Genomic DNA, 13,076 nt, shown 5'->3' on the forward strand with positions numbered 1-13,076 from the left:
CTTAATATGATGACATCTCGTGAACCGAGGTCGCGCTGTCTGCAGCGATCCGGTCGATGATTGATTGGCGCAGATGCTGCTTCCGAATTTTCATCGTCGGCGTCTTGGGCATCTCGGGCACAAACACAATCTCTTGGGGGAACTTCGCCGGTGAAATTCCCGATTCCTTGCAGTAGTCGCGCATGTCTGAGACCTCAATCTCGGCAGCGTTTTCACCGAGCACGACGACGGCGCAAATGCGTTCGCCTGCGCGCTCATCGGGCAGCCCAATCACAGCAACGTCGACGACGTCGGGGTGCGTCGCGATGACCTCTTCGATCTCGGCGGGGCTAATGGATTCGCCCTTTCGAATAATCAAGTCCTTCTCACGCCCCACGAGCACCAGGTACCCGTCGTCGCGCAGCTTGCCCAGGTCTCCCGTGAACATCCATCCGCCCTCGTCGAAGGGGCGCACAATCTCGCCCTCCACCAGGTAGTGCTTGAATCGCATCGGACCGCGCAGCCACACCCGACCGACCTCGCCTGCGGCGAGCACCTCGTCTTCTTCCGAGCGAATCTGCACCTCGGCGCCCAGCACCGGGCCACCCGAGGTCGCGGCGAGCTGTTCGAGCGTGTCGCCCACGCGCGCCGCCGTAATCATCGGGCACTCGGTCATGCCGAACGCGTGCAGCACCGGCACACCAATCTCGGTGAGCACGTCGTTGAACAGCTGCTCAGACATCGGGGCACCGCCGCCGGCCAGCACACGCAGGGTGGGCACGACCGGGGTGTCAGGGTTCTTGCGCTGCATGTCGAGCAGCATCGAGTAGTGCGGGGTGGAGCCACCGGTGATGGTGACGCCGGTGCGATTCATCAGCTCGACCGCCGCATTGGGTTCGTACACCTCGAGGGTGACCAGCGGCATGCCGCTCGCAAATGATGCGATCAACATATCGGGGCCACCGATGTGCGCAAACGGGAACGCAATCGTGCCCACGTCTTTGGCGGTGGCCTCGAGTGACTCGGCGAGGGAAACCCCGCCCGCGATCAGCGTGCCATCGGTGTGGCACACGCCCTTCGGCGCCGAGGTGGTGCCTGAGGTGGTGTAGATCCAGCGCACCGCATCGCGGTCACCGGGCACCACCGGCAGGGTGGCTACGTCGCCCTCGGGCAGGTCGCCCGCCAAGATCAGCAGTTCAAGTTTGTCGCCCAGCGACTCACGAATCTCGCGCGCCATCTCGGCGTGATCGAAGCCACGAAACTCGGGGATCGTGATCAGCCACTGCGAACCGCACTGCTCAACCATTGAGGCCACTTCGCGCTTGCGGTACAGCGGAATGATCGGGTTTTGCACCGCGCCCAGGCGCGCCAGCGCCATGCTCAACACGATGGCGTCGATGCGGGTCGGCAGCTGCCAACTCACCACCGCGCCGGGGGTGATGCCGGCGCCATAGAGGCCAGCGGCAACGCGTTCAGATTTGGCGAGCAGCTCGGCAAAGGTGATGCTGGCGCCGTGTTCGTCGGTCACCGCGGCGGTGTCACCGGTGGCCTGCGCACGCAGCGTGAGCAGATCCCACAGTGACGTGGCGTCGTCGGAGTCGATATCCCAACCCAGTTCTACGGTCTTCACGCTGAATCCTCCGATCTGGGCGTCACGCCGCGTGCCTCGCCAGCCTGCATCGGAGCCGCCCCGGGCACCAGCATCGGGTAGCCGGTGCGCAGCAGCGCATTGTTGTGACCGTGCCAGTGAATATCAAAGGCCGACTGCAGCGCAGCCTGCTGGCCCATGACGTCGAGGGTCTGGTTGACGGCGCGCTTGGCCATGGCGAGGCCCCACGCATCCATCTGCGAGATCTCGTGCGCGAGCTCCATGGTCTTTTCTTCGAGCTCGTCAACCGCCACCACGCGGTTCACCATGCCGGCGTCAAACGCCTCGGCCGCGCTGAATGCGCGCGCCGTGAACAGCATCTCCTTAGCCCGGCGTGCACCAAGCTCCCACGTATGTGCGTGGTATTCGATGCCACCGACGCCGAACTTCACGACCGGATCGCTGAACGAGGCGTTCTCGGCCGCCACAATGAGGTCGCACGGCCAGATCACATTAAGGGCGCCCGCGATGCACGCGCCCTGCACCGATGCGATCGACGGCTTGGGAATGTCACGCCAGCGGCGCGAGTACCCAAAGTAGTGCTCGGTCTCCCAGGCGTACGCGCTCTCGAGCGTGCTCTTGCCCTCTTTCAGGTAGCCCGATGCCGGCGTGTGCAGATCGTGGCCAGCTGAGAAGTGGTTGCCGTTGGCGCGCAGCACGATGACTTTGACGTCATCGTCGATCGCTGCCCGCTGCCACGCGGCGTCGAGATCCTGCAGCATCGACTCGTCTTGAGCGTTGCGCTTCTCTGGCCGGTTCAACGAGATCACGGCGACGGCGCCGTCGACCTGGTAATCGATGTAGCTCATAGTCAAGCCCCCACGTAGATTCGGTCAAGAGCAGACACGATCTCGGCGTCGGTGTGCGCAGCCGATCCGAAGTCAAACTGCCAGCGTTTGGCAGCGTTAGTAAAGAGGTGCACGTTCGACTCGACCATGTACCCGATGCCCGCGTGCACCTCGTGCGCGCAGTGCACCATGTGGGTGGCGGTCTTGATGGCCTGCTTGTGCAGCAGCCCGAGGTGCGGCTGCGCATCGGCGCCCGCGTCGAGGGCCCCGGCCGCCGAGCGCACGTGCGCTGAGGTCAGATGCGCAGCGACGGCGATGTCGGTGCACAGGTACTGCACCGCCTGGAAGCGACCGATCGGGCCACCAAACTGGTGACGCTGCTGCGCGTACAGCACCGTGATGTCGAGCAGTCGCAGCCCGGCACCGTAGACCTGGGCTGCGCGCAGCACCGAGCCGCGCTGCGAGGCCAGCTTGGCCGCGCGATCGGCGTCCGCCCCGCGGGCGAGCACGCTTTCGGCGGGCACGGCAACGTTTGCGAACGACAGCGCGAACACCTCGTGGTCGCCCATGTTCGACATGGGTTCCACGGTGACCGCGGCCCCGGCCTCGACAACCGCCAGCACGTTCTCGGCACCGACCGCGTGCACGAGGAAGGCCTCTGCCTGGTCGGCGTAGCCGATGGCGAAGGCGGTGCCGTTCAGCACCCCGTTCTCGATCGTGAGACCGCCACCCCACTCTGATCCGGCAATCGCCGCATCAGGGAAGACGGGCAGCACGATCGCTTCGCCGTCACCGATGCGCTCGGCCAGTGCCGCCGCATGTTCAGAACCCGCGGCAAGCGCAGCATCGCGCGCCACGATCAGGTCGAGCAGCGGGGTGTCAGCGAGTGCGCGCCCCATCTCCACGAATACCGCAGCGATTGTCGTCAGCGGCACGCCCTCATCGGCGGCCACGTTCGGGTCACTGAGCTGCAGCCAACCCAGCTCAGCGAACTGTGCGATCTGGTCTGCGAACGGAACGCTGTTGGTGCGTTCTTCCAACGGTGAGTAACGCACGAATGCCGACTTGCTGACGTCTACGAGGGCGTCAAAATCTTCACCCCAAGCCAATTCCATCATTATGATTCCTTATCTCGACAGACCGAGGCCTCGCGTAGCGAGCACCATTCGTTTGAGCTGTGACGTGCCGCCAGCGTGGTTGGCAAATGACTGCCGGTACCAGGCCTCGGGCTTGCCGCCCATGGGGGCCAGCTTGGAGTCCGAGCGCAACTGGCTCGTCGGGCCGAGCACGCGATCAAAGATCTGCGCAAACAGCGGCTCGTATTCTTTCGCGGCAATCTGCTGCACGCCGCCGCCCCACGGGGTCTGGCGGCCTGCGGCGTTATCGCCAATGATTTCGTAGGCCATCAGTCGCTGCGACTGCACGATGCCCGCGAGTTCAGCGAGGTCGGCCTGCACGCGCGGATCCTCGAGCTTGCCGGGAATCTGCTTGCAGTATGCGACGAGCTCACGCAGGCGTGACTCTTGCATCGCGTAGATCGGCTCGACCGTTCCCGATGCGTAGAAAGCGCGCATGATGTACTTCCAGCCCATGCCGGCCTCGCCGATCAGCGAGCTGCTGGACACTCTGACGTGGTCAAGGTACGTCGTTGACTGCACACCGCCACCGTAGTTGCGCATGGGGTGCAGCGTGACGCCCTCGCTCTTGAGATCCACGAGGAAGATGCTGATCGCATCGTTGCGGCCGTCTTCGGCGCCGGTGCGGGCGGCGACGTACAGCACATCAGACATCGGGCCCCAGGAGGTGAAGGCCTTCTGGCCGGTGATGATCCAGTCGTCACCGTCTTGCACGGCCTTGGTCTTGAGCGAACCAAGGTCTGATCCGGCTTCGGGTTCAGTGAGGCCCTCGGCCCACAGCGTGTTCATGCTCGCGATCTCGGGCAGCAGGCGCTGCTTCTGCTCTTCAGAGCCACCGACCAAAATCGTGCCGGCCGCGAGGAAGATGCCGACCGAGTTGATGATCGGCGCATCTGCGGCGTACATCTCTTCAAGGAAGATCTGATTCGCAACGGGGGTGAGCCCCTTGCCTCCATATTCCTTGGGCCAGGTCAGGCCGATCCAGCCCTTCGCGGCGACCTTCTTGCTGAATTCAACGGCGATCGCCCACTGCTCGGGGGCGTCATCAAACTCGGGGTTGAATGCGTGGTCTGCGGGCAGCTCGGCGTCAAGAAACGCTCGGATCTCTGCACGCCAGGCTTCGTTTTCTGTTCCCAGATCGGTGCGCATTATGCCCCCTGCTCAAGTAGCTCGTCGGTGCCTGCGGTCTGTTCTGCGGCGCCTGAGCCGTGGTGGCCCTCGGCGTAGAACCTGCGGGCCCACTGACGAATATCGCGGAAGCCTGCGGCCTCGGCGGTCGCGAGCCCGGGAGGCTCCGTGTAGCGCTGGTACTTCCAGATATCGAGGTCAGCGCGCAGCTGACCGATCGCGCTGCGCTGGCGCTTGGCGACGCGCACGTCGTCTTCGCCTTCTTCGATAGAGGCCCACGCGGTGAAGCGCAGAATCGAGTTCTCGTCATCGATGGGAGTGACCGAGGTGATGCTGCAGATGCCGCCGGCACCGTAGGCGTACGAGAAGCCGAGGCCCAGGCCGAGCAGGTAGGCGTTGGTACGGCCGTCGACCGATTCGAGTTCGCCGTCAGCCTTACGTCGCTTGAACTCCAGCGCCAGCTCAGACTGGAACGTGTACTCGCCAAACTCGCGGCTGAGCACAGTCGGAATTTCGTCTGCGCGGTGCACGTACTTGAAGTGGGCGAAGTCGACGCCGTTCTCAGCCGCGTACTGCGGGTGGATCGGCAGGGGCTCGGCTTCGAAGCGGCCGCCCGTGGTCGCGGGGTCGTGGTACTGCTCGGGGCCGCCTGAGTCTTTGAACAGTTCGAAGACGCTGGGCACCTCGTAATGGGGCTTGCCGCCGTCGACGTTGTGCCACAGGTACATCAGGCCGTCGCGCTCGGCGACGTGCCAGGTGCCGATGCGGCGCACGCGGTTCACGGTGGCCTGGTAGGGGATCTCGGTGTTGCGGCCGGCCGCGTTCCACTTCCATGCGTGGAAGGGGCACTGGATGTCTTCGCCGCAGACCTTGCCGCCGTACGCCATGTTGGCGCCGAGGTGTTCGCAGTACGCATTCAAGACGACAAGTTTGCCGCTCTCGGTGCGAAACAGCACGAGATCACGACTGAACACATTAAGCGGCTTCACCGCACCGTTTTCCAGATCGCTTGACCAGCCGATTTGGAACCAGCCTGTCGGTTGCATTGAGAGCGCCATTGATGCCAACTTGATCCTCCTTTAGATCGAGCGGCCGGCGCGCACGCACGGCCGCTGACGGAATACGTGAGCACACCCCCGTTGGTGTACCCGATATACCGTAACTAAGCCCAGTGTAGCCAGCGGCCACATCTGCGTCAACCCCGCAAGGTTGACGCAGAAAAACTTTTCAGATCACACAATTGATCAGGGATTTACCTGATTTCATTTCCCATTGACGCGGGTGTGGCCAGTGACTACACTATGGAACCCATGACCCAAATCAATCCAGACGCGATACCCGCGTACCCCCAGCTGCTCCGCCTCGACGGGCGCAACATTGTGGTGATCGGGGCCGGCCAAGGGATGGGGCGCCAAACCAGCCACGCCCTCGCGCAGTGCGGCGCGACCGTCATCTGCGTCGATATCAACGATGAGCTCGCCCGCACCGTCGCGAACGAGGTGGGCGGCATCGCGTGGGTGGGTGACGTCACCCAGGCCGACGAAGTCGATCGCCTGATCAGCGAAACGGTCGCCCAGATCGGCGGGCCACTGAACGGTCTAGTCGATATTGTCGGCATGGCGGCATGGTCGCCGGCCATCGATCTTGAAGAGCACACCTGGGATGCGCAGTTCGATATCTGCCTGAAGCACGCCTACCTGCTGGGCTCGCGCGTCGGCCGCCACCTCGTCGATGCGGGCGCCGGCGGCAGCATGGTGTTCATCGCCTCGGTGCACGGCCTCACGGCCTCAGTGCGCCACGGTGCGTACGGCGCCGCGAAGGCCGGCCTGATTTCGTGGGTAAAAACCCTCGCCAACGAGCTGGGTGACGACGGCATCAGGGTGAACGCGGTCGCCCCCGGATCAATCCTCACCCCGCGCATTCTCGCCGCGGGCAGCGCCGAAATTCGCGAGCAGGCCGCCAACATCGCGCCGCTGCGCCGCAACGGCCTCCCCCAAGACGTGGCCTCAGCCCTCCTCTTCCTCACCAGCGATCTCTCCGCGTTCATCACCGGCCAAACACTCGCCGTCGATGGCGGCGTCTCGATCGCCGACCCCTTTGAAAGGTTGCTCTTTTGACAAACACTCCCCCCACCACGCCGCAAAGCTCACTGCCCGCGCTGCGCCCAAGCGTGCTCGCGACGTCCCAAACGCTGCTGGATCGGCGGGCCCGGGTCGCGCTTGCCCCGGCTTTGGTTCCGGATCCACGCACGACCGTCGAAGAGCACCGCTTCGGCGGCGTGCGTTGCCTGTCGTTCGCCGCCCCCGAAGCCTCGGGCACCATCATCTATCTGCACGGCGGCGGCTACCGGCTCGGGTCGCCCGAGTTGTTTGCTCCGTTCGCCGAACGGCTGGCGCACGCCACCGGGCAGCGCGTGATCGCCGTTGATTACCGCCTCGCCCCCGAGCATCCGTTCCCGGCCGGGCTGCACGATGCCCTCGACGTCTACCGTGAGATTGCGCAGGCCACCGGCAGCGCGCCCGCGCTCATCGGCGATTCGGCCGGCGGCGGGCTCGCCGCCTCGCTCGCGCTCGCCTGCGCGCAGCAGCAGCTCCCCGCCCCGCGCGCGGTCGTGCTGTTGTCGGGCTGGGTCGATCTGAGCTGCACCGCAGAAAGTTACCAGTCGCGCGCCGACACCGATCAGCTGTTCTCGTACGCCGATGCGAGCGAGGCCGCGGCGCAGTATCTGCAGGGGTGGCCGGCCGCCGACCCGTTCGCGTCGCCCGCGCTGGCCGATCTCACCGAGTTTCCGCCGACGCTGCTGTTTGGCAGCACCGACGAGGCCGTGCTCGACGACACCCTCGCCATGACCCGGGCGCTGGCACGCGCGGGGCGCCCGGTGCAGGCGGAGCTGCGCCCGGGGCTGCCGCACGCCTGGCCCACCACTGATCCGGGCAACGCAGAAACAGCGGCCACCCTGGGCACGATCGCCGCGTTCCTCGCGGCGTAATTCGCGCGGGCTACTCGGCCCCGCCCCACGCCGCCACGAGCTCTGCGGTCGTGGGGGTGGGGCCGAGCGGCCGCAGGGTGTGCTGCAGCACCTGTTCGCCGTACTCGGTGGGCACGCCGATGACGCCGTCGCGCACGACCGCGATCTTGTAGCCCAGGTTGATCGCTTCATTCGCGGTGCCCGGCACCCCGAGGTTCAGTGACACCCCGCCGATCACGACGGTGCGCACGCCGAGCGCACGCAGCGCCGCGTCAAGATCGGTGCCAGTAAACGCCGACATTCCGTGCTGCCGCACCGAGACGATGTCTGCTGGCTGCGGGGTGAGCTGGGCGATCACTTCGGCCCCCGGGGTGCCCTCTACGATGCGGTTGGGATCGATTTTGCGGTGCACCGCGAAGGTCGGGTTATTGATCGGGGTCGTCGCCCAGTCGGCGCGAAAGCGCGCAACGGCGTGCACCACGCGAATCCCCGATCGCCGCGCGGCATCGGCCAGCTCGGCCAAGCGCGATGCGATCTGGTGAGATTCCACCGCGGTCGTCAGCGGTGCGAGCATGGGGCCCGCGCAGTCGCCCACGACGCCGCGCTGCATCTCGATGATCACCACGGCCGTGTGCTCGGGGGCCGCCAGCTCGCCGAGTTCCACGGGTTAACCGAACGAGATTTCGACCTTGGTTGACCGGGGGCGCGACTGGCAGCCGAGCACGTAGCCGTCGTCGATGTCTTCTTGGTCGAGGGCTTCTGAGGGCGCCATGTTCACCTCGCCGCTCACGACGTGGCAGGCGCACGAACCGCACTCACCCGACTTGCACGAGTAGGGCACGTTGATGCCCTTGCTCAACAGCACGTCGACCAGGGTGCGCTCAGCGGGCCATTCGACCTCGTGGGTTTCGCCCTCGAGGTGGATGGTGGCCTGCGTGGCGGGCTGGTCGCTCGCGGCATCGGCATCAACTTCGGGCTCTTCGACAACTTCGAAGGGGTTGCCGGTGAGTGAGCTAAAGACCTCGCGGTGAATCTGCGCCGAGGTAAATCCTGCGGCTTTGAGACCCTCGACCACCGTGTTCATGAAGGGCGGTGGGCCACACAGGTAAGCGTCGGCGCCAGCGTGTGCGCCGGCGACCCCCACAATGCGTTCCACGTCAGCGAAGCCGTGCTCGCTGTCGTACCAGTGTTGCACCTCCACCCGCTCGGGGTGGCGCGCCTGCAGCTCGCTGAGCTCCTGGTCAAAAATCACCGAGGAGGCGTCGCGGTTGGCGTAGTAGAGCACGATCTTGCCGGTGCCCTCTTGCAGCGAAGTCTTCAGAATCGAGATCACCGGGGTGATGCCGCTGCCCGCGGCGAACAGCAGCAGGTCGGCGTTCGGGTTGCGCACCACGAAGGTGCCCGCCGGCGGCAGCACCGTGACGCGGTCGCCCGCGCGAACGTTGTCGCACACCCAGTTCGAGCCGTAGCCCTCGGGAATGCGCTTCACCGTCACCTTGAGGTGGTTATCGATCACGGGAGAGCTTGAGAGCGAGTATGACCGGGCCACCGATCCCGTGAGATCGCTCGGAATGCGCAGCGTCAGAAACTGGCCTGAGCGGTAGCGGCAGCGGTCAGCGAGTTCGGCGGGAATCTCGAATACGATGGAGTGCGCCTCGGTGGTTTCCTCGATGACGTCAATGACGTGCAGCTCGATGGGTCCCACCGCAACCGGCTCGGCGGGTGCCTGTGCATTGAGCTCGACGGATCCCCCGACGATCGGTTCGGACGTTAGCAGCATGGGGGCTCCTCTTCATTGGGGATTGCGTCACCGTAGCTCGGCCAAACACCTCAGTGTGCCCGAAAGCCGTCTGCGGTGGCTTACGAGCACTACTGTAGCCAGTGGCCACTTTTGCGTCAACCCAAGAGTGAAAATCTACGGCGCGCCTCCCCAAAGAGAACTATTGACGCAGACGTAGCCACTGGCTACAGTTGGTGCAGTTCATCAATTTGATGCCCGAGTGCCCGGCAGAGACGCCGCGCACTCACCCGGCTCAAATGATGCGCACAACCGGGCGCACGAGTCGCCTGACTTGGGATCTCAATTCGTTCGAGGTCCCATCTGTCTTCAATGAGGAGGAACGTTTGAGCACGCGCAAATCGAACTGGGGCCGCTGGGGCGAGTCTGATGAACGGGGCGCCCTGAACCACCTGACACCTGAGCGGGTGATCAATGCGCTCAAGATCCCCAAGACGGGCAAGACGTACGGCCTGAGTATTCCGATCCAGCGTTCTGGGGTGCCCAACATGGAGTACCGCGGGGCCCCGCAGCGCCTCACGCTGACCAACCACGAAGACGAAGCAATGGCACGCGCCAACGGCGGCGCCCCCGGCGTCGGCGCGAACGAAGACCAGCTCATCATCCCATCGCACACGTCGACCCACATGGATGCGCTGTGCCACGTCTACTCTGACAACAAGATTTACAACGGCTTCCCCGCCGAAGGCATGACCCCGTACAACGGTGCCGACAAGTGCAGCATCGACAAGGTGGGCGGCATCGCTGGCCGCGGCGTGCTCATCGACGTGGCGGCGGCCAAGGGCGTGGCAATGTTGCCCGCCGGCTATGTCATCACGGCGGCCGATCTGCAGCTCGCCCTCGATGCGCAGGGCACCGTGCTTGAGACCGGCGACCTCGTACTGATTCGCACCGGCTGGCTCGAGGACTTCCTCGATAACCAGAGCGATCTTCTGCCGCAGCCCGGCATTGGTCTCGAAGCCGCCGCGTTCCTCGCAGACAAGGATGTCGCGATTGTCGGTTCCGATAACTCGGCAATCGAACCGATCCCCTTTGACCAGAACATCTACCTGGGTGGCCACATCATCTTGCTCGTCGAGAACGGCATCCACCTGATCGAAAACTTGAACCTGCGCGAACTCGCAGCTGACAAATGCTACGAGTTCTTCCTCTCAATCGGCGCCCTCATGATCACCGGCGCCACCGCAAGCCCGGTAACCCCGGTCGCAATTGGCTAACTCCATGTCTGAACCAACGAAGGATATCAACATGTCAAACACCCAGTTCAACTACCGTTCATCACACGTCGGAATGTGCGTCCGCGACGTTGCGGCCACGCTGCGTTTCTACGTTGATGGCCTCGGCTTCAAGAAGATCACGGAGTACGTGGTCGACGAGCAGATCCCCGAGGTCGATGCTCCTTGCAGCCTCACTGCCACGTTCATCGAGCGCGACGGCATGCGCTTTGAGCTGCTTGATTACCTCAAGCCCGGCGTCATCGGCGCACCCCCCACCCGCCGCAACCAGGTAGGCCTCACCCACATCTCGTTCTTCGCAGACGACATCGATGCGGCCGCACAGGCGCTCACCGAGTTCGGCGGCACCATCATCGAGAACACCCGCGTTGGCGCCGAAGACCCGACCCTCGCGCAGTACATTTTCCTGGCTGACCCCGACGGCAACCGGGTCGAGCTCATGCACATTCCGGCAGGTACCGCCTGGTAATTCGGCTCAGCCGCAAGGCGCCGTTCACGCAACTGACCAACACACTTCACTGAAGGATTGCAATGACTCCTACCGCCACACTAACCACGCGTGACCCACACCTCTGGGTACCGCAGCGCACCGTCGAAGACCTCGAGGTCTTCCGCAAGAAGTACCTAGAGGAGCGCGACAAGCGCCTCCCCAACACCGGCGCCGACACGTACAACCCGATCGATTTCACCGGTGAACTCGCATCGTACGACGCCGACCCGCACGCCGAGGGCCCCCGCACCCTTGCCCCGCAGACCGCCGAACTCGATGTGCTCGTGATCGGTGCGGGCTTCATGGGCCTCACCGCGGGCATCGAACTCAACAAGCTCGGCATCGACAATTACAAGATTCTTGACGTCGCCTCTGACTTCGGTGGCACCTGGTATTGGAACCGCTACCCGGGTGTGCGCTGCGACGTTGAAGCCTACGTCTACCTGCCGTATCTCGAAGAGACCGGCTACATTCCCACTGAGCGTTACGTGCGCGGCAGCGAAATCTTCGCGTACTGCAAGTCGCTCGCCGCACAGAATGACCTCTACGAGCACGCCATCTTCCAGACCCGCGTCACCGGCATGACCTGGGACGAAGAGACCGCGCGCTGGACCGTCACAACCGACGCCGGCGATGAGTTTCGCGCACGCTTTGTCGCGACCCAGAGTGGCTTGTTCACCCGCCCCCACCTCCCCGGCATCCCCGGCATCGAGAAGTTCAAGGGCCACAGCTTCCACACGAGCCGCTGGGATTTCGAGTACACCGGCGGCGACACCACGGGTGGCCTCGAGAACCTGCGCGACAAGCGCGTGGCCATCATTGGCACCGGCGCAACCGGCGTGCAGGCGATTCCGCAGCTCGCGAAGTACGCCGAGTCACTCGTCGTCTTCCAGCGCACCCCCTCGCAGATCGCCCCGCGCGAGAACGCTGAGACCGATGTCGAGTGGTTCAAGTCACTGCCCAAGGGCTGGCACCAAGAGCGTCGCACCTCGTTCGATAAGTGTGCGATGGACCGCGCCACGATCGACTGCGACGTTGATGACGGCTGGGTGAAGTTCGCCAAGTATCAGCTGAACGCCATCTACGAAGCGGGCGGCGAATCGCCCTCGCTCGAGCAGTTCATGGATGCCCTCGAGCGCTCCGACTACTCCTGGAGCGAGATGCTGCGCGACCGCGTAGATTCTGTCGTCGAAGACCCGGCGAAGGCTGAGAAGCTGAAGTCGTACTACCGCACGATGTGCAAGCGCCCCGGCTTCAGCGATGAGTTCTTGCCCGCGTTTAACAATGAGTCGGTTGATATCGTCGACACGGCCGAAACCCCCATCGACCGCATCACTGAGACGGGCGTTGTGGTGGGTGACCATGAGTATGAGGTCGACCTCATCATCTACGCCACCGGTTTCCAGCACGGCCGCACCTGGACCGACAAGGCCGGGTACGACGTCGAGGGCCGCAACGGCATCAAGCTGTCTGAGAAGTTCGCTGAAGGTTTGAGCACCTACCACGGCTTCCTCAGCGTCGACTTCCCCAACCTCTTCTTCTTGGGCTACACCCAGACCGGTCAGGCGTCGAACATCGCACACCTCATCGATCAGCAGGCTAACCACATGGTCTACATCATTGACAAGTGCTTCAAGGATGGCATTCGTGCGATCGAGCCGACGCCCGAGGCAGAGGCGGGCTGGAACCAGACGCTGCTCGAGCAGTCCACGATGCGCAAGGACTGGCTGACCACGTGTACGCCCGGCCACTACAACAACGAGGGGCGCATTCTTGATAAGCGCAACCCGCTCGTGGGTGGCGTTTACGGCCCCGGTTTCGAGTTCTTCGACATGCTCAAGGCTTGGCGTGCATCGGGTCAGCTCGAGGGCCTCTCGCCCACCTACTCGGCTTAAGTTCAAGGAGT

Annotated in this window: 12 protein-coding genes; 5 read left to right on the plus strand and 7 right to left on the minus strand. The window is 64.2% G+C overall.

Annotated features, from left to right (window positions below; all coding sequences use genetic code 11):
• Position 1 precedes the first annotated feature (1 nt).
• The 5 genes from JOF28_RS06115 to JOF28_RS06135 are packed head-to-tail and all read right to left on the minus strand — an operon-like array spanning position 2 to position 5,725.
• Positions 2-1,609, minus strand: a complete 1,608-nt coding sequence (locus tag JOF28_RS06115; RefSeq protein ID WP_209704956.1) for a class I adenylate-forming enzyme family protein — start codon at positions 1,607-1,609, stop codon at positions 2-4.
• On the minus strand, positions 1,606-2,436 hold the full coding sequence (locus JOF28_RS06120) for an enoyl-CoA hydratase (protein ID WP_209704957.1): 831 nt from the start codon (positions 2,434-2,436) through the stop codon (positions 1,606-1,608). Before JOF28_RS06120 ends, JOF28_RS06115 begins: the two co-directional genes overlap by 4 nt.
• A 2-nt stretch (positions 2,437-2,438) precedes the next feature.
• Positions 2,439-3,533 (minus strand): acyl-CoA dehydrogenase family protein, encoded by a 1,095-nt coding sequence (locus JOF28_RS06125; RefSeq protein WP_209704958.1) that lies wholly within the window; start codon positions 3,531-3,533, stop codon positions 2,439-2,441.
• Positions 3,534-3,542: 9 nt separating this feature from the next.
• Positions 3,543-4,700, minus strand: coding sequence for an acyl-CoA dehydrogenase family protein (locus JOF28_RS06130; RefSeq protein ID WP_209704959.1), 1,158 nt, complete (start codon positions 4,698-4,700; stop codon positions 3,543-3,545).
• A complete protein-coding gene (locus tag JOF28_RS06135; RefSeq protein WP_209704960.1) occupies positions 4,700-5,725 on the minus strand; it encodes a Rieske 2Fe-2S domain-containing protein in 1,026 nt (341 codons plus the stop codon). The genes JOF28_RS06130 and JOF28_RS06135 overlap by 1 nt, the downstream gene beginning before the upstream one ends.
• A gap of 264 nt (positions 5,726-5,989) precedes the next feature.
• Between JOF28_RS06135 and JOF28_RS06140 the strand changes: the two genes are divergently transcribed.
• Positions 5,990-6,796: an SDR family NAD(P)-dependent oxidoreductase gene (locus JOF28_RS06140; protein WP_209704961.1), complete on the plus strand. Its 807-nt coding sequence runs from the start codon at positions 5,990-5,992 to the stop codon at positions 6,794-6,796.
• The gene (locus JOF28_RS06145; RefSeq protein WP_209704962.1) at positions 6,793-7,668 is read left to right on the plus strand and encodes an alpha/beta hydrolase fold domain-containing protein; all 876 of its coding nucleotides are present in this window, start codon (positions 6,793-6,795) and stop codon (positions 7,666-7,668) included. Before JOF28_RS06140 ends, JOF28_RS06145 begins: the two co-directional genes overlap by 4 nt.
• A 10-nt stretch (positions 7,669-7,678) precedes the next feature.
• Here the strand turns inward: JOF28_RS06145 and JOF28_RS06150 are convergent, their stop codons facing one another.
• Positions 7,679-8,311: a cysteine hydrolase family protein gene (locus JOF28_RS06150; RefSeq protein WP_209704963.1), complete on the minus strand. Its 633-nt coding sequence runs from the start codon at positions 8,309-8,311 to the stop codon at positions 7,679-7,681.
• A gap of 3 nt (positions 8,312-8,314) precedes the next feature.
• The gene (locus JOF28_RS06155; protein WP_209704964.1) at positions 8,315-9,427 is read right to left on the minus strand and encodes a ferredoxin--NADP reductase; all 1,113 of its coding nucleotides are present in this window, start codon (positions 9,425-9,427) and stop codon (positions 8,315-8,317) included.
• A gap of 344 nt (positions 9,428-9,771) precedes the next feature.
• Here JOF28_RS06155 and JOF28_RS06160 point away from each other — a divergent pair, with 344 nt between their 5' ends.
• From JOF28_RS06160 to JOF28_RS06170, 3 genes are all read left to right on the plus strand, one after another.
• On the plus strand, positions 9,772-10,662 hold the full coding sequence (locus tag JOF28_RS06160; protein ID WP_209704965.1) for a cyclase family protein: 891 nt from the start codon (positions 9,772-9,774) through the stop codon (positions 10,660-10,662).
• A 31-nt stretch (positions 10,663-10,693) separates the two neighbouring features.
• Complete coding sequence (locus tag JOF28_RS06165; protein WP_209704966.1) at positions 10,694-11,149, plus strand: VOC family protein; 456 nt, start codon at positions 10,694-10,696, stop codon at positions 11,147-11,149.
• Positions 11,150-11,211: 62 nt separating this feature from the next.
• The gene (locus JOF28_RS06170; protein ID WP_209704967.1) at positions 11,212-13,065 is read left to right on the plus strand and encodes a flavin-containing monooxygenase; all 1,854 of its coding nucleotides are present in this window, start codon (positions 11,212-11,214) and stop codon (positions 13,063-13,065) included.
• The last annotated feature ends 11 nt before the right edge of the window (positions 13,066-13,076 follow it).

Origin of the sequence: Leucobacter exalbidus (genome assembly GCF_017834145.1) — a bacterium.
Classification (GTDB): domain Bacteria; phylum Actinomycetota; class Actinomycetes; order Actinomycetales; family Microbacteriaceae; genus Leucobacter; species Leucobacter exalbidus.